General features: G+C 51.3%; 14 protein-coding genes and 1 other RNA gene. 7 read left to right on the top strand and 8 right to left on the bottom strand.

The window, feature by feature from the left end; all coding sequences use genetic code 11:
• Positions 1-6 precede the first annotated feature (6 nt).
• The 7 genes from FDW88_RS22155 to kbaZ form a co-directional block, all read right to left on the bottom strand.
• Positions 7-1,161, bottom strand: coding sequence for an AgaS family sugar isomerase (locus FDW88_RS22155; RefSeq protein ID WP_117342723.1), 1,155 nt, complete (start codon positions 1,159-1,161; stop codon positions 7-9).
• Between the two features lie 301 nt (positions 1,162-1,462).
• A complete protein-coding gene (nagA, locus tag FDW88_RS22160) occupies positions 1,463-2,596 on the bottom strand; it encodes an N-acetylglucosamine-6-phosphate deacetylase (protein WP_115257412.1) in 1,134 nt (377 codons plus the stop codon).
• Positions 2,593-3,027 carry a PTS galactosamine/N-acetylgalactosamine transporter subunit IIA gene (agaF, locus tag FDW88_RS22165; protein WP_115257413.1) on the bottom strand — a complete coding sequence of 145 codons (435 nt, stop codon included), beginning with the start codon at positions 3,025-3,027 and terminating at the stop codon, positions 2,593-2,595. Before agaF ends, nagA begins: the two co-directional genes overlap by 4 nt.
• Before the next feature lie 16 nt (positions 3,028-3,043).
• On the bottom strand, positions 3,044-3,922 hold the full coding sequence (agaE, locus tag FDW88_RS22170; RefSeq protein WP_115257414.1) for a PTS N-acetylgalactosamine transporter subunit IID: 879 nt from the start codon (positions 3,920-3,922) through the stop codon (positions 3,044-3,046).
• A complete protein-coding gene (gene agaW, locus FDW88_RS22175; protein WP_115257415.1) occupies positions 3,912-4,691 on the bottom strand; it encodes a PTS N-acetylgalactosamine transporter subunit IIC in 780 nt (259 codons plus the stop codon). Before agaW ends, agaE begins: the two co-directional genes overlap by 11 nt.
• Before the next feature lie 10 nt (positions 4,692-4,701).
• Entirely contained in the window at positions 4,702-5,175 is a 474-nt protein-coding gene (agaV, locus tag FDW88_RS22180; RefSeq protein WP_117342721.1) for a PTS N-acetylgalactosamine transporter subunit IIB, read from the bottom strand.
• Between the two features lie 19 nt (positions 5,176-5,194).
• Positions 5,195-6,490, bottom strand: coding sequence for a tagatose-bisphosphate aldolase subunit KbaZ (kbaZ, locus tag FDW88_RS22185; protein WP_137363372.1), 1,296 nt, complete (start codon positions 6,488-6,490; stop codon positions 5,195-5,197).
• 250 nt (positions 6,491-6,740) lie between these two features.
• Between kbaZ and FDW88_RS22190 the strand changes: the two genes are divergently transcribed.
• Positions 6,741-7,544, top strand: a complete 804-nt coding sequence (locus FDW88_RS22190; RefSeq protein ID WP_115257418.1) for a DeoR family transcriptional regulator — start codon at positions 6,741-6,743, stop codon at positions 7,542-7,544.
• 151 nt (positions 7,545-7,695) lie between these two features.
• On the opposite strand, the gene garD is transcribed toward FDW88_RS22190, so the two are convergent.
• A complete protein-coding gene (gene garD / locus FDW88_RS22195) occupies positions 7,696-9,267 on the bottom strand; it encodes a galactarate dehydratase (protein ID WP_096755557.1) in 1,572 nt (523 codons plus the stop codon).
• A 396-nt stretch (positions 9,268-9,663) separates the two neighbouring features.
• Between garD and garP the strand changes: the two genes are divergently transcribed.
• The 6 genes from garP to tdcA all read left to right on the top strand — a co-directional run bounded on the left by garP (position 9,664) and on the right by tdcA (position 16,270).
• On the top strand, positions 9,664-10,998 hold the full coding sequence (garP, locus tag FDW88_RS22200; RefSeq protein ID WP_096755558.1) for a galactarate/glucarate/glycerate transporter GarP: 1,335 nt from the start codon (positions 9,664-9,666) through the stop codon (positions 10,996-10,998).
• Positions 10,999-11,013: 15 nt separating this feature from the next.
• Positions 11,014-11,784: a 2-dehydro-3-deoxyglucarate aldolase gene (gene garL / locus FDW88_RS22205; protein WP_117342718.1), complete on the top strand. Its 771-nt coding sequence runs from the start codon at positions 11,014-11,016 to the stop codon at positions 11,782-11,784.
• Between the two features lie 30 nt (positions 11,785-11,814).
• Positions 11,815-12,705 carry a 2-hydroxy-3-oxopropionate reductase gene (gene garR / locus FDW88_RS22210; protein ID WP_096755560.1) on the top strand — a complete coding sequence of 297 codons (891 nt, stop codon included), beginning with the start codon at positions 11,815-11,817 and terminating at the stop codon, positions 12,703-12,705.
• 65 nt (positions 12,706-12,770) lie between these two features.
• Positions 12,771-13,916 carry a glycerate 2-kinase gene (gene garK / locus FDW88_RS22215; protein WP_096755561.1) on the top strand — a complete coding sequence of 382 codons (1,146 nt, stop codon included), beginning with the start codon at positions 12,771-12,773 and terminating at the stop codon, positions 13,914-13,916.
• 32 nt (positions 13,917-13,948) lie between these two features.
• Positions 13,949-14,325, top strand: an RNA gene (gene rnpB / locus FDW88_RS22220) — RNase P RNA component class A.
• Between the two features lie 1,006 nt (positions 14,326-15,331).
• Positions 15,332-16,270, top strand: a complete 939-nt coding sequence (gene tdcA / locus FDW88_RS22225) for a transcriptional regulator TdcA (RefSeq protein WP_096755562.1) — start codon at positions 15,332-15,334, stop codon at positions 16,268-16,270.
• The last annotated feature ends 8 nt before the right edge of the window (positions 16,271-16,278 follow it).

Genomic DNA, 16,278 nt, shown 5'->3' on the forward strand with positions numbered 1-16,278 from the left:
ATCCTTTTAGCCGTTCCAGGAATGAATAACAACGCCCTGAACGACGCGGTTGACTGTACCGCTGGCAGAAGGCGTATCCGGTGTATTGCCGATACTGATGGATTGCGTCAGTGCGAACACCTGGGCATACATCAGGAAGCAGAAAGCGAGCTCCATATCGATAAAAGTGCGTGAAGGTGGCAATAGAATATGTGGACCGGCTTCAATAATGGCATCGGTCTCTGCGGCAATGGCCACAACGCGCAGTGCCTGTTGATCACGACGTAACTCTGCCAGCAGATCGAGATCGTACTGACGTGTATAGGGATGGCTGGAGACAAACACCACGACCAGCGTTTCGTTATCGACCAGTGATTTAGGACCATGGCGAAAACCGGTTGGCGAGTCATAGAATGCGGCCAGTTTACCCGCCGTGAGTTCCAAAACTTTCAACGCTGATTCACGTGCGGCACCTTGTAATCCACCGCTGCCGAGGTAAACGATCCGTTTCCACGGTTCGTTACCAAACACGCCGTGGCTAAAATCGCCCAGTGACGTCAGGATCGCCTGACAGCGATCGGCCACGTTGCGGAATGTCTGGCTGTTGATTTTCTCTGGAACAAATACCGCCAGACAACTGGCCATCATAGTGGTGATACTGCTGGTCATCGCGAAACCGCGATCGTGCGTTTCTGCAGGCATGAGCAGTGCAAACGCGTTATCGCTATCGGCCGCGTTTTGGTACAGGCTGCCCGCTTCGTTACAGGTGATTGAGAGGTGATAGCATTCAGGGACAAACTGATTCGCCAACTCAACTGCTGCAACACTTTCCGGGCTGTTACCCGACCGGGCAAAAGAGACCAACAGCAGCGGATGCGCTGGTGCCAAATAATCCATTGGATTGGTGACCAGATCGGTTGTCGGGATGGCGCTGATGTTCTTTCCGGTGTGGCTGGCGAGCCATGGAGCAATAATGTCACCGATAAACGCGGAGGTTCCCGCTCCCGTCAGTACGATCCGCAGATCGCTTTTACGCAACAAGGGTGCGAGAAAACTGTCGATGGAGGATCGGATTTTTTCGATATTGCTGAGAGAGCGGATCCAGCTGGCGGGCTGCTGGCGAATTTCTTCTTCTGTCCAGGTGCCCGTTATCGCGCGAACAGGGGTGTAGGTTTCTGGCATAACTCAGTCCTTAGTCGTGTGAATTCCACATCAGACGCTGGCAAACTTGTCGCTATCTTTCGTTTCGTTTCACTTGTACATGTAATCAGTTGAATTAAATGTATAGAAAAGAAATTGAAAGTTCAAATGAATAAAAAGAAATAAAACGAAAATTGTGATCGTGCAAGAGTATTGTTTTATTATATTATTGATATATAAGATTTAAATTTGGAATCGTAGCGTATGGTGTTTGTTACTTCGAAAGGAAAAGAAAGGCCTTGCGGTGTTTAAGCGAAGGCCAATAGCATACACAGTGAAAGGTCTAGAGTGGGAACGTGCGGCCCTGGATCCAGATTTGTTGTAAATGCAGAGCGCTATCAAGGGCAATAATGCTGGCACGCTTGCCCGTTTTTAAAGATCCTAGCTGGTGATCAATACCTAACAAGCGAGCAGGATGCAGTGAAGCCATATGGATAGCATCTTCTGGCGTACTTCCGGTGAATTCGACCATATTGCGAACGGCCGCATCAACGGACAGCGTACTGCCGGCCAGACCGCCAGAAGCGGTCCGTACGATACCGCCGCGCATATCTACCGTTTCGCCACACAGCGTATAGCGCCCATCGGGCATACCGGCGGCCTGCATTGCATCGGTGATTAGCACTATCCGATCTTTTGCACAGTTGCAGCACAGCGTCATGGCTGCCGGGTGGACGTGGTGTCCGTCGGCAATAAGCTCCAGCCATGCGCGCGGATCGGTTAACCCCGCGCCGACCATACCGGGTTCCCGATGATGCAGCCCTGTCATGCCGTTGTAGCAGTGCACTAACCCATTTGCACCGGCGTCAAAGGCGGCTCGGGTTTGTTCCCAGGTTGCAGCACTATGACCCAGCATCACCCTGACATCCTGTTGCCTGAGGTGCCGAATAGCCTGCAATGAGCCTGGTTTCTCTGGTGCCAGCGCCACCACGCGCAAAGTTTGCCGGGAAATTGCAATCAGCTCATCCAGCTCGTTAAGTTCCAGCTCCCGAAATAACTCAGGCGGGTGCGCGCCTTTATTCTGTGGCGTGAAATACGGTCCCTCCAGATAGCTGCCCAGCACTTGCGCACCGGGGCCACCTGAATGATAGCGATGGGCAATTCGTTGCAGTGCCCCGTGAATATCCTGCAATGGGGCGGTGACGGTAGTGGGCAGCCAGCTGGCTACCCCTTCACGTGCTTTGTGCATCGCCAGCTTGTCGAGTGAGTCTGCCGCTTCATCCATAACATCGACGCCCCCCCCTCCGTGGACATGGGTGTCGATGTAAGCAGGGCACAGCAGGTCGGCATCACGCCCCATCACGCCAGAGGGGATAGGCTCAATCGTCGTGATAGTGCCTTCTTCTATACGTAATTGATGATCGTCCAACCAGCCCTGTTCAGTCAGCAGACGTCTGGCGCGCAGCAGTTGTGTCATATCCCTTCCTCAACGGGGTGTTCCTCGCGACACCGTCCCAGCTCATCGACCAGGCTGGTCAGGCCGCGATGCCCGCACTCCAGTGCTTGTAGACGAAATTCTTCGCTGCTCAAGCCTTCACGCTCCAGCACCATCTCCAGCAGAAGCTGCAGATTGGTACCGGTGATCACTTCACTTCCTTGTTTTTGCATCGCCAGGGTAGACGCGACACGAAACGGAGTGCCACCCAGCAGGTCAGTCAGAAAAATGATATTTTCCTTAGCGTCCAGTTCACTCACCGCTTGTTCAAGTTGCGAAGTGAGCAAGGCGGTGGTTGAGGTTTCTGGAAAGTCGATGGCGATAAACTGAGACTGTTCCCCCAGAATCTGTTTCATCGCCTTTTCCATTCCGCTGGCAAACCCGCCATGACCCGTCAAAATAATACCTAACATCTACAGCCCCTTGTATTTACAGGAAATGACAGAATTTTCCGACTACGCCGAGCACCACAGTAATGGCGATAAGACGCAGAGGACTCCAGCCACGACGAACCAACCAGAACATGGTTAATGTGTAGACCAGTGGCAGGAAAGCCGGCATCAGTTTGTCAATAACATCCGTCTGCAGTTTTACCACCGCATCACCTGCGGTAATTTCCAACGTGGTGTTAAGGCGAACGTAAGTTGCAACCAGGGCGCCAATCACCGTCATCCCAACGATGGATGCCGCATGCCCAACCTTCTTGGTATTGGCCTTAATCAGTGGGATGGCCGCGACGCCCATCCGATACGCGTAGTGTGCTAGGCCAAAACGCAGACCAAGATGGACAACGTTGAACATAACAATAAACACGACTGCGCCAAGAATAGACCCCTGTAGCGCCAGGCTGGCCCCGATCCCTCCGCAAATGGGCAGCAGCGTTAACCAGAACATCGCATCCCCGATGCCCCCGAGCGGTGCGCCTACGGCAATCTTGGTACTTTGAATACTGTTCACGTCCTGCTTGGAGCGTTCCATCGCGAGGATGATGCCAATAACAAACGTCACCAGAAACGGATGGGTATTAAAGAACCCCATATGGCCTTTCATTGAACGCGCAAGATCGCGTTTATTGGTGTGAATCTTTTTCAGTGCGGGCAACAGACCGTACAGCCATCCTGATGCCTGCATACGTTCGTAGTTAAAAGATGCCTGTAGCAGCATGGAACGCCAGGCTACGCGGTTGATGTCTTTTTTTGTCAGCTCCGCCCCAATGTTCTGATCTTCATAGATGTTTTCATTGGTGCCGGTAAGCAGCGTATCTTCGGTATCGGAAACGTTCGGCAGAGCCGTTTGGTTAGATTCCATCTTCGAATTCCTCTTTTTGTGCTACCGGGGCTGTAGGTTCAGGTGATTTACGCAGAAAATCGATCAGCGCCATTGCCAGTGCGGCGGCGGCGATAGCCAGTACCGGGAGCTTGAGCCAGGCAGCGGCAACAAAACCCAGAATAAAATAGGGGATGTAGACGTTCTTCATCATGATTTTCAGCAGTACGGCAAAACCGATTGCTGGCATGATGCCGCCGGCGACGCCGAGGCCGTCAATCAGGCGTGTGGGTAGCACATCAATGGCGGTTTTGGCATGTTCCGCGCCAAAGTAAATCGGCAGGAAGGCGCATAAGAAGTAGAACGTCCCCAATGCCAGTAATGCCAGATAGTTCACCCGCTCAATTCCGGCTGTATCGGCATTCGCTGCCATCCGATCGCAGCGAGCCATAACACCCGACATCACGGAGAACAGGAAGGTAATCCCCATCTGAACCGCTACGGCGAATGGCACAGCCACACCAACGGCAACCTCTGGTTTTACGCCGGTCGTAATAGCAAATGTTGTTCCGACAATGGTCCCGATGATGACGTTTGGTGGCTGAGCACCCGCCAGTGGGGCCAGGCCCATCCACACCAGTTCCAGCGTACCACCGGTTAAAATACCGGTATGCAGATCGCCCAGTATCAGCCCGACCAGCGGTCCAAGAACCACCGGGCGGTGCATATGCGTTAACCCGTTGAACATATCCAGGCCTGCGATAAAGGCGAGAATACCCAACGCAAAAGCCTGCAACAGACTAATTTCCATTGTGAATTCCTCAGAGAAGTTTAAAGAGGTCCTGGGCGGGTTCGGTTGGTACGCCCTGAACGAAGCATTCCACGTCGGCGGCTTTCAGCCCGTTAAATGCCGTAATATCGTTCGCGTCTACAGAAACGGTTTTAGCGATTTGCTGCTTGCCGTTGGCGTAGTGCATATTGCCAACGTTGATGCGGTTAACCGGAACGCCGCCTTCAACCAGCCGTAAGAAGTCTGCGGGGGTTCTGCAGACCAGCAGAATTTTCTGACGATCGGCAGCACGGTGGATATTGTCGATCACTTTTTGCAGTGACCAGAAGCGCACGGCAATCCCTTCTGCGAGCACCATTTCCATCAGGTTTTGCTGAACCTGATCTTCAGCGACCTCATCATTGGCAACCAGAACCAGATTTGCCCCCGCAAATCCGACCCACTGCACACCGACCTGACCGTGAATTAAACGTTCGTCAATGCGACTTAATACAATGTTTGGCATAGTGTTTTTCTCTTTCTTTTTATGCGTTATGGGATGATGCGCCCTGGCAGGCACGGTGGTATTGCTGCAGTATGTCCTGAATATGGTTAATGATGAGTTCTCGTGGTGTGGCGTTGAGATCTCCCTCGCGCACTTTTACGTACTGCAACGGTAGATATTGGCTGATGAGCGGCAGTGGAATTGGCTCGTCTGCCAGGTTGCGTACCAGTCGGTCGAAGGCGTCATCAATCTGGCTGTCTGGCCAATAGTAACGAACCCGATCGGAGTAACTGTAACCTCGTGCCAGTCGACGTGCGTTGCCATCTCCGTGGTAATGGCTCTGCCAATATTCCGGGCGATCGAGCATCACGCTTTCCAGAACATGGCGTAGACCTGAGCAGGCCTTTGCTGGCAGTAATTCTTCTTCAATAGCGGCCAGTGAGAACAACGCTTCACGCAGGGCGAAGGTCAGGGCTGGGCCAACTTTCAGGATCGCAAAGTGATCTTTGACCAACTGGCGCAGTGACTGTGGTGTTTGATAATCGGTGGAATGCGCTTCAAAGACCAATGTGTCGTAGGCTTCTACCATCTTGCTTAAGGCAACGGCTTTTTGCGGCTGATAATCAATAATATGTGTGTGGTCAAATTCAACGCCGGGTTGCACCACCAGCGCGATAATGCGTGGCCAGATGGCGTCCATACCCTGTTTTTCAAACGCATGATGATGAGCTTCCAGCGTGGCACGTGCCGCGTCAGGTGTGGTAACTTCCAGCTCCGTTAACGTTTCGTGGGCACCGCCGGGAACCGGAACCTCCGTGCCGATCACGTAAACCAGATCGGACTCGCCAAAATGTGCCTTACAGGTTTCTTCGGCAACCTTCGCCAGGCGTGCCGCGCGTTCAGCGACGATGGCATCCGTTAATGGAACAGGATCGCCCTGGCAGGACATGCTGCAATCCAGGTGGATTTTTTTAAATCCTGCTGCCACGTAGCTTTTAATGAGGTCGTCAGCATTGGCCATTGCCTGCTCTGCGGGTAGGTTTTGCCAACGGTTTGGTCCGAGATGGTCCCCACCCAGAATTAGCATTTCCTGAGGAAAGTTAAAAGATTCTGCCAGGCGACAGACAAAACTGCGAAAATCGGTTGGCGTCATACCGGTATAGCCGCCAAACTGGTCAACCTGATTGGACGTTGCTTCTATCAGCAACGGTGTATGGTTTGCATGGGCGTAGCGTATTGCTGATTCCAGTACCAATGGATGCGCGGAGCAAACGGCATAAATCCCGTTTGCTTTCCCCCGTTTATGCTGCTCCACCATTTTAGTTAGATGTTTCACTTTCCTCTCCAGGTCAGATTACTGCGACATCAATCTTTCGTTTTGTTTCATTTGATACTGATCCAAGTTGCCATAAAAATAAAACGAAAGATTCTTGTTTTCCGATCTGTTTCACAAAAGAAACATAATGAAAGGTTTCAGCGGCGATTCTATCGCTATCTGAGCCGGTTGTAGTGCTTGCAATCCGGTAAAAGAAAGGCGTTAATAGGCAAAACGAAATGAAACGAAAGAATTAACTAAAGGATCTCTTATGAGCAATACCGATTCTGCAAGTAAGCGGGTAACAGGTACCAGCGAGCGGCGCGAGCAGATTATCCAGCGGTTGCGACAGCAAGGAAGCGTGCAGGTGAACGATCTTTCTGTTTTATTTGGCGTCTCTACGGTGACGATCCGCAACGATCTGGCGTTTCTGGAAAAGCAGGGTATTGCCGTTCGTGCCTATGGTGGGGCGCTGATCTGTGACAGCAATACTCCGGGCGTGGAGCCTTCTGTTGAAGATAAGAGCTCGCTGAATACGGCGGTTAAACGCAGTATCGCCAAGGCTGCCGCTGAAATGATCAAACCAGGGCATCGCGTGATCCTGGATTCCGGTACTACGACCTATGAAATTGCCCGTCTGATGCGCCAGCATACCGATGTGATTGCGATGACCAATGGGATGAATGTCGCCAGTGCCTTGTTGGAAGCTGAAGGTGTCGAGCTGCTGATGACCGGTGGACATCTGCGTCGTCAGTCGCTGTCTTTTTATGGCGATCAGGCCGAGCAGTCTCTGCAGAATTACCACTTCGACATGCTGTTTCTTGGTGTTGATGCTATTGATTTAGAACGCGGTGTGAGTACGCACAATGAAGACGAAGCCCGGCTTAACCGTCGGATGTGCGAAGTGGCTGAACGGATTATCGTGGTGACTGATTCCAGCAAATTCAATCGCTCCAGCCTGCATAAAATCATTGATACACAACGTATTCATACCATCATTGTGGATGAAGGTATTCCAGCGGAATGTCTACAAGAATTACACCGTAGCGGCGTCGAAGTGATCATTGTTCAGTGATGGCAGGGATAAATTCAGCAGTAGTGATGCATATTCAGTTACAGACACAGGGCTGCTAATCGTTGAAATGCCGGATAGCAGCGCTAAAGCGCCTTATCCGGCCTACGGGACAGGGCGCTTATAGGCCGGAAAAATGCTCAGCCAGAGAAAATCAGGTCACCGGTGCCGGGTTAAACACCGCCAGCTGGTTGTGCAGTCCCCACTGATCCGAGAAGGTTTTCTTACGTCCGCTCGCCACGTCGAGAATGAACTCGAACAGCTTCAGACCGACATCTTCAATGGTTTCCTCACCGGTAGCGATGGTTCCGGCATTGATATCCATCAGATCAAACCAACGGTTGGCCAGTTCGGTGCGTGTTGCCATTTTAATCACTGGAACTGCCATCAGACCGTACGGTGTACCGCGACCGGTGGTGAACACCTGCACGGTGATCCCGGACGCGACCTGCTGCGTGCCGCATACAAAGTCGCTGGCAGGCGTTGCCGCGTAAATCAGGCCGCGTTTGGTCGGACGCTGGCCCGGCGATAACACTTCCACAATGGCGCTCTTACCCGATTTGGCAATCGAGCCCAGCGCTTTTTCGACCACGTTAGCCAGACCGCCTTTCTTGTTGCCCGGAGAGGGGTTAGCGCTGCGGTCGGTTTGTCCCAAATCCAGGTAGTTATCGTACCAGGCCATCTCTTCGAGCAGGCGCTTGCCCACTTCTTCATTGATGGCGCGCGGCGTTAACAGGTGGATGGCGTCACGCACTTCAGTCACTTCCGAAAACATCACGGTGGCACCGCAGCGCACCAACAGATCGGACGCGTAGCCCACTGCCGGGTTAGCGGTGACGCCAGAAAACGCATCGCTGCCGCCGCACTGCATGCCGACCACCAGTTCAGAGGCCGGGCAGGTTTCTCGCTGACGCTGGTTGAGTTTTACCAGATGGCGCTCGGCAACCTGCAAAATGTCTTCCACCATCGATTTAAAGCCCACGTGTTTTTCATCCTGCAGGCTGACAATGCTGGCGCTGTCTACCGGGATGCTTTTCACATCGTGCGTGCCTTCTAACAGGCGTTCCGGCTGGAGTTTTTCGCAGCCGAGTCCGATAACCATCACTTCGCCACCGAAGTTGGGGTTCAGGGCAATGTTATGGATGGTACGAATTGGCACGATAGCGGCCGGTGCATTGATGGCTACACCGCAACCATACAGATGGTTCAGCCCCACCACGCCGTCAACGTTCGGGTATTTGGGCAGCAGATCGCGCTCAATGATTTTCACCACATAATCCACCACGCCCGCCACGCAGTGTACGCTGGTGGAGATGCCGAGCAGGTTCTTGGTGCCCACGCTGCCGTCGGCATTACGGTAGCCTTCGAAGGTGTAGCCTTCAAGAGGAGGAAGCGGCTCCGGCACTTTGGTTGCCAGCGGCAGCGTCTCCAGCGGCGGGGCTTTGGGCAGCTCAACCATTGACTCATCAATCCAGCTACCGCGTGCGATGTCGCGAACGGCGTAACCGATCACTTCACCATAGCGCACGATTTCGCCGTGAACAGCAATATCCGTTAGTGCCACTTTATGACCCTGGGGAATATGTTCAATCAGCGCCAGTCCGTCCGGGAAACGTGTCCCGGCTTTCAGACCATTGTCATTGACAATAATCGCCACATTATCAGTGTCGTGTACTTTAATATAAAACGCCGTGGGCGATTCTTGTCTAATTTCGATGTCGGCCATTGTCCAGTATTCTCCAGCCAGGTGGTGATAATAGATATATATCGAATCTAATTATAAGTAATAAAGACTCAGTGTCGTGGAATAAGAATGTCAGGAGTTTTAATTTAAGAATGTGAGCGAGATCACTTAAACTTAGAAACGCCGCGCCACCAAGGGTATCAATACGTAAATGTGTGCATCAGCGCCCATGGTTATGTGCATATGCATAAAATAATATTTTAATATTATGCTTTTAATGAGCGTTTGCACAATGATTAACGACGCTGCGCTGATTATACTGAATCACGGTTTAATAGCGACTGATAAATAAAAGCGTATTTTATCTTACGGTAATTTATCAGCGTAAACATCCTTCAAAATAATAATAAAAATCTTTTTGTACCTGAGGTAAATAGAATGATACTGGATACGGTTGTAGAGAAAAAGAAAGGTACGCACACCCGATATTTAATACTGCTGATAATATTTATTGTCACTGCCGTAAACTATGCAGACCGCGCGACGTTGTCTATTGCCGGTACTGAAGTGGCCAAAGAGTTGCAGCTCAGCGCCATATCAATGGGTTACATTTTCTCCGCCTTCGGCTGGGCCTATTTGCTGATGCAAATTCCCGGCGGCTGGCTGCTCGACAAGTTTGGTTCGAAGAAAGTCTATACCTACAGTCTTTTCTTCTGGTCGCTGTTTACCTTCCTGCAGGGTTTTGTCGATATGTTCCCGCTGGCCTGGGCGGGGATCTCCATGTTTATCATGCGGTTTATGCTGGGCTTCTCGGAAGCGCCTTCCTTCCCGGCTAACGCCCGTATTGTTGCGGCCTGGTTCCCGACCAAAGAGCGTGGCACGGCCTCTGCGATTTTTAACTCCGCGCAGTATTTCTCACTGGCGCTGTTTTCACCGTTGCTGGGCTGGCTGACCTTCGCCTGGGGCTGGGAACACGTCTTTACCGTGATGGGCGTGATTGGCTTTGTGCTGACCGGACTGTGGGTAAAACTGATCCATAACCCTACCGATCACCCACGGATGTCGCAGGAAGAGCTGAAGTTTATCTCTGATAATGGCGCGGTAGTGGATATGGACCACAAGAAGCCGGGTGGTGCTGCGGCGAGCGGTCCGAAACTGCATTATATCAAGCAACTGCTGACAAACCGCATGATGCTGGGGGTGTTCTTTGGACAGTATTTTATCAACACCATCACCTGGTTCTTCCTGACCTGGTTCCCTATCTACCTGGTGCAGGAAAAAGGTATGTCGATCCTGAAAGTCGGCCTGGTCGCGTCTATTCCGGCACTGTGTGGATTTGCCGGTGGTGTACTGGGCGGCGTGTTCTCGGATTACCTGATTAAACGCGGCGCCAGCATCACCCTGGCGCGTAAGCTGCCGATCGTGCTCGGAATGCTGCTCGCCTCAACCATTATCCTGTGCAATTACACGGATAATACCACCTTCGTAGTGGCGCTGATGGCGCTGGCGTTCTTCGGTAAAGGTTTTGGCGCGCTGGGTTGGCCGGTGATTTCCGATACCGCCCCGAAAGAGATTGTGGGTCTGTGCGGTGGCGTGTTTAACGTATTTGGTAACGTGGCTTCTATCGTAACCCCGCTGGTGATTGGTTACCTGGTGAGCGAGCTGCACTCATTTAATGCTGCGCTGGTATTTGTAGGGTGCTCGGCGCTGATGGCGATGGTTTGCTACCTGTTTATTGTCGGTGACATTAAACGTATGGAATTGCAGAAATAAACAAAGGTATAGGCGATGAATAACACGATTTTCCCAAACAAATTTAAAGCGGCACTTGCGGCGCATCAGGTTCAGATTGGCTGCTGGTCCGCGCTGGCAAGCCCGATCAGTACCGAAGTATTAGGCCTGGCCGGTTTTGACTGGCTGGTGCTGGACGGTGAACATGCGCCAAACGATATCTCGACGTTTATCCCACAGCTGATGGCGCTGAAAGGCAGTTCCAGCGCGCCGGTTGTACGTGTGCCGACCAACGAGCCGGTGATCATCAAGCGTCTGCTGGATATTGGTTTCTATAACTTCCTGATTCCGTTTGTTGAGACCGAAGAAGATGCGGTGAACGCCGTGGCATCTACCCGCTATCCGCCGGAAGGTATTCGCGGCGTATCGGTTTCTCACCGCGCCAATATGTTTGGCACCGTGCCGGACTACTTCGCACAGTCAAACAAAAACATCACCATCATCGTGCAGATCGAAAGTCAGCAGGGTGTTGATAACGTGGATGCGATTGCCGCAACCGAAGGCGTGGACGGTATTTTCGTCGGCCCAAGCGACCTGGCCGCCGCGTTAGGCCACTTGGGCAATGCCTCCCATCCGGAAGTGCAAAAGGCGATTCAGCACATCTTTGCGGTCGCGAAAAAGCACGGTAAGCCAAGCGGCATTCTGGCACCGGTTGATGCAGATGCCCGTCGCTATCTGGACTGGGGCGCGACGTTTGTTGCCGTCGGTAGCGATCTCGGCGTGTTCCGTTCAGCGACGCAAAAACTGGCTGATTCTTTTAAGAAATAACCACCATCGACAGTATAGAGAGATAAAGACATGACAATGAAAGTAGGTTTTATTGGCCTCGGTATTATGGGTAAACCAATGAGTAAAAACCTCCTCAAGGCAGGTTACTCGCTGGTGGTTGCTGACCGTAACCCAGAAGCGATTGCGGAAGTCATCGCCGCAGGCGCAGAAACCGCTACCACGGCGAAAGCCATTGCTGAACAGTGCGATGTGATTATCACCATGCTGCCGAATTCTCCACACGTAAAAGAAGTGGCGTTGGGCGAAGGCGGTATCATCGAAGGCGCGAAGCCGGGCACCGTTCTGATCGACATGAGTTCAATCGCCCCGTTAGCCAGTCGTGAAATCAGCGATGCGCTGAAAGCGAAAGGCGTGGATATGCTGGATGCACCGGTGAGTGGCGGCGAACCGAAGGCAATTGATGGCACGTTGTCGGTGATGGTTGGTGGTGATAAAGCGATTTTCGACAAGTACTACGACCTGCTGAAAGCGATGGCGGGTTCTGTGGTGCATACCGGCGACATTGGCGCGGGTAACGTCACTAAGCTGGCAAACCAGGTGATCGTGGCGCTGAATATTGCGGCGATGTCTGAAGCGCTGACCCTGGCGACCAAAGCGGGTGTGAACCCGGATCTGGTGTATCAGGCTATTCGCGGCGGACTGGCGGGCAGCACCGTGCTGGATGCCAAAGCGCCGATGGTGATGGACCGTAACTTTAAACCGGGTTTCCGTATTGACCTGCACATCAAAGATCTGGCGAATGCGCTGGATACCTCACACGGCGTGGGTGCACAGCTGCCGCTGACTGCAGCGGTAATGGAAATGATGCAGGCGCTGCGCGCTGACGGGCTGGGAACGGCTGACCACAGTGCGTTGGCATGCTACTACGAAAAACTGGCGAAAGTGGAAGTCACTCGCTAACAAGAAGGGCGCGACTGCGCGCCCTGTAATTCTTGCCTCGCGCGGCACTGTCAGGCTACATAACTATGAAAATCGTAATTGCCCCAGACTCTTATAAAGAAAGCCTTTCTGCCACCGAGGTAGCGCAGGCGATAGAAAAAGGATTTCGGGAAATTTTTCCCGATGCGCACTATGTTTCTGTTCCGGTCGCCGATGGCGGCGAAGGGACCGTTGAAGCGATGATTGCCGCCACGCAGGGAACGGAACATTTCGCGTGGGTAACGGGACCGTTGGGCGAAAAAGTGAATGCCAGCTGGGGCATGTCCGGAGACGGTAACACCGCGTTTATCGAAATGGCGGCAGCCAGTGGGCTGGCGCTGGTCCCTCCAGAAAAACGCAACCCCTTAGTCACCACGTCGCGTGGTACCGGGGAGTTGATTCTCAAGGCGCTGGAAAGCGGCGCGCAAAATATCATTATTGGTATTGGCGGCAGTGCGACCAACGACGGTGGTGCGGGTATGGTACAGGCGCTGGGGGCAAAACTCTGTGACGCCAACGGTACTGACATTGGCTATGGTGGCGGTTGCCTGAATAGCCTGAATACCATTGATATCTCGGGTCTGGACCCGCGCTTAAAAACCTGTTCGATTCGTGTTGCCTGTGATGTGACGAATCCATTGACCGGTGAAAACGGTGCATCCCGCATTTTTGGTCCGCAGAAGGGCGCGACTGAAGAACGCATTATCGAGCTGGATAGAAATTTGTCTCACTTTGCCGACATCATAAAAAAATCGTTGCGCGTTGATGTGAAAAATGTGCCCGGAGCCGGAGCCGCTGGCGGTATGGGGGCGGCATTAATGGCATTTTTAGGTGCAGAACTGCGTAGCGGGATAGAGATTGTGACCCAGGCGCTGAATCTGGAAGAGCATATTCACGACTGTACGCTGGTGGTTACCGGTGAAGGACGCCTCGACAGCCAGAGTATTCACGGCAAAGTGCCTGTCGGCGTGGCAAGTGTGGCGAAGAAATACCACAAGCCGGTGATTGGTATTGCGGGCAGCCTGACACGCGATGTGGGCGTGGTGCATCAATATGGTATCGATGCCGTGTTTAGCGTATTGACCAGCATAGGTACGCTGGAAGAGGCCTTCCGGGGAGCATTTGATAATATTTATCGGTCATCCAGAAACATCGCCGCTACGCTGGCGATAGGAATGCGCAGTGCGGGGTGACATTGGCCCGCAAACCCTCTATACTTCGCGCCGAAGCTGACCAGACAGTCGCCGCTTCGTCGTCGTCCTCTTCGGGGGAGACGGGCGGAGGGGAGGAAAGTCCGGGCTCCATAGGGCAGGGTGCCAGGTAACGCCTGGGGGGGAAACCCACGACCAGTGCAACAGAGAGCAAACCGCCGATGGCCCACGCAAGTGGGATCAGGTAAGGGTGAAAGGGTGCGGTAAGAGCGCACCGCGCGGCTGGTAACAGTCCGTGGCACGGTAAACTCCACCCGGAGCAAGGCCAAATAGGGGTTCACAAGGTACGGCCCGTACTGAACCCGGGTAGGCTGCTTGAGCCAGTGAGCGATTGCTGGCCTAGATGAATGACTGTCCACGACAGAACCCGGCTTATCGGTCAGCTTCACTCTTTATAAAACCCCGCTTCGGCGGGTTTTTGCTTTACGATGGACAAGATGAATGACTGTCCACGACGCTATGCTCAAAAGAACGCGGCTTATCGGTCAGCTTCACTCTTTATAGAACCCCGCTTCGGCGGGATTTTTGCTTTACGGCAGGCAACAAGATGAATGACTGTCCACGACGCTATGCTCAAAAGAACGCGGCGTATCGGTCAGCGTCAACTATTAAAGGAAACCCTCGTCAGAAATGGCGAGGGTTTTTGCTTTTATGGCGTGTTTTTTATGCCTACTGGTCCCGATTTTTTTGTAGGCCGGATAAGGTGCTTGCACCGCCATCCGGCAAATTTGCGGTAAATCTCATTTTTATTTTCCCGTTATTTATTCGAAAACGTCTTTTTCAGCGGCAAAGGGGTTGCTGAAAATTTCCAGTTTTGTGACAGCTAACACAAAACGCTTATCGATACGTTTCGCTATAGAAAAAACACACGCAATCGATCGAAATCACAAAATTACTTGCTGTGAAAACATCAAAAACCAGCGTTAATTTATTGTTGCATTTGATAATTTATTGTTTGTTTTGTTTTGAATAATGATAAACGCAATGTTTCTTTACAAACAAATAAGGCAAAATAGTGTGATGCATGGCGTTATTTAACCACGATAATAATTAAAATATAATTTTATTTGATAAATTGCTCATTAAATTTAAACGTTATTCCGACCGATAATTACTCTGTAATTGCTTGAATTATCTTCTTTCAACCGTCGGTTAAATAACCGTTAATGTGCATGTGTTATCGCCATAAATTTTCGTTATCCCCCCATCTTTTTTTGATTAAAGTCAGGTTAAAGTGAGATCGTTTTTCTTCATTATATTGATAAATAACGATTTTATTGGTTTATAATAGTCTTACAAAATGTAAGTGAAGGGGATTTGTGAGTGGTCGCACATATCCGTGAACGTTTAATTTGGTACACTTCCTGCCGTCAACAAAGTAATTAGAGCAGGCCGATATGAATACTATTTCTCTCCCTAAAACACAGCACTTAGTGGTCTTTCAGGAAGTCATTAGAAGTGGTTCTATCGGCTCAGCTGCAAAAGAATTAGGTTTAACTCAACCCGCAGTAAGCAAAATCATTAATGATGTTGAGGCTTATTTTGGTATTGAGTTGGTGGTGCGTAAAAATACAGGCGTCACATTGACCCAAGCCGGTCAGGTGATGCTCTCATGGTCTGAATCTATTACCCGTGAAATGAAAAACATGGTTGATGAGATGAATAGCATGACGAGCAATGCGGTTGTTGATGTGTCGTTCGGTTTCCCTTCACTGATCGCCTTTACCATCATGTCCGGCATGATTAAGAAGTTTAAAGAGGTGTTCCCGAACGCGCAGGTTTCCATGTATGAAGCCCAGCTTTCCTCTTTCTTACCAGCGGTTCGTGATGGGCGTCTGGACTTTGCAATCGGCACGTTAAGCGATGAGATGAAATTGCACGACCTGCATGTGGAGCCGCTGTTCGAGTCAGAGTTTGTTCTGGTTGCCAGTAAGTCCCGAACACGCACCGGCATCACTACGCTGAGCGCATTGCAAAATGAACAGTGGGTGTTGCCGCAAACGAATATGGGTTACTACAGCGAGCTTCTTACTACGTTACAAAAAAATGGCATCAGCAGTGAAAACATCGTTAAAACAGACTCGGTCGTCACAATTTATAATCTTGTTCTCAATGCTGATTTCTTAACAGTAATTCCCTGCGATATGACCACTCCATTTGGTTCAAACCAGTTTATTACTATTCCGGTAGAAGAGGCCTTACCGGTCGCGCGTTACGCCGCCGTCTGGTCTAAAAATTATCGAATTAAAAAAGCAGCATCAATTTTGGTGGAATTAGCCAAAGAATATTCATCATATAATTGCCAGCGACGAAAGCAATTAATTGAAGTTGATTAAAGATTAAA

Origin of the sequence: Citrobacter sp. wls829 (assembly GCF_005280825.1) — a bacterium.
GTDB lineage: Bacteria > Pseudomonadota > Gammaproteobacteria > Enterobacterales > Enterobacteriaceae > Citrobacter > Citrobacter gillenii.

Bases quoted from the DNA above. Each gene is read 5' to 3' on its own strand.
- agaV (WP_117342721.1), bottom strand. From the start codon at position 5,175: ATGCCAAACATTGTATTAAGTCGCATTGACGAACGTTTAATTCACGGT.
- nagA (WP_115257412.1), bottom strand. From the start codon at position 2,596: ATGACACAACTGCTGCGCGCCAGACGTCTGCTGACTGAACAGGGCTGG.
- garK (WP_096755561.1), top strand. From the start codon at position 12,771: ATGAAAATCGTAATTGCCCCAGACTCTTATAAAGAAAGCCTTTCTGCC.
- garL (WP_117342718.1), top strand. From the start codon at position 11,014: ATGAATAACACGATTTTCCCAAACAAATTTAAAGCGGCACTTGCGGCG.
- garR (WP_096755560.1), top strand. From the start codon at position 11,815: ATGACAATGAAAGTAGGTTTTATTGGCCTCGGTATTATGGGTAAACCA.
- FDW88_RS22190 (WP_115257418.1), top strand. From the start codon at position 6,741: ATGAGCAATACCGATTCTGCAAGTAAGCGGGTAACAGGTACCAGCGAG.
- tdcA (WP_096755562.1), top strand. From the start codon at position 15,332: ATGAATACTATTTCTCTCCCTAAAACACAGCACTTAGTGGTCTTTCAG.
- garP (WP_096755558.1), top strand. From the start codon at position 9,664: ATGATACTGGATACGGTTGTAGAGAAAAAGAAAGGTACGCACACCCGA.
- agaW (WP_115257415.1), bottom strand. From the start codon at position 4,691: ATGGAAATTAGTCTGTTGCAGGCTTTTGCGTTGGGTATTCTCGCCTTT.
- FDW88_RS22155 (WP_117342723.1), bottom strand. From the start codon at position 1,161: ATGCCAGAAACCTACACCCCTGTTCGCGCGATAACGGGCACCTGGACA.
- garD (WP_096755557.1), bottom strand. From the start codon at position 9,267: ATGGCCGACATCGAAATTAGACAAGAATCGCCCACGGCGTTTTATATT.
- agaE (WP_115257414.1), bottom strand. From the start codon at position 3,922: ATGGAATCTAACCAAACGGCTCTGCCGAACGTTTCCGATACCGAAGAT.
- agaF (WP_115257413.1), bottom strand. From the start codon at position 3,027: ATGTTAGGTATTATTTTGACGGGTCATGGCGGGTTTGCCAGCGGAATG.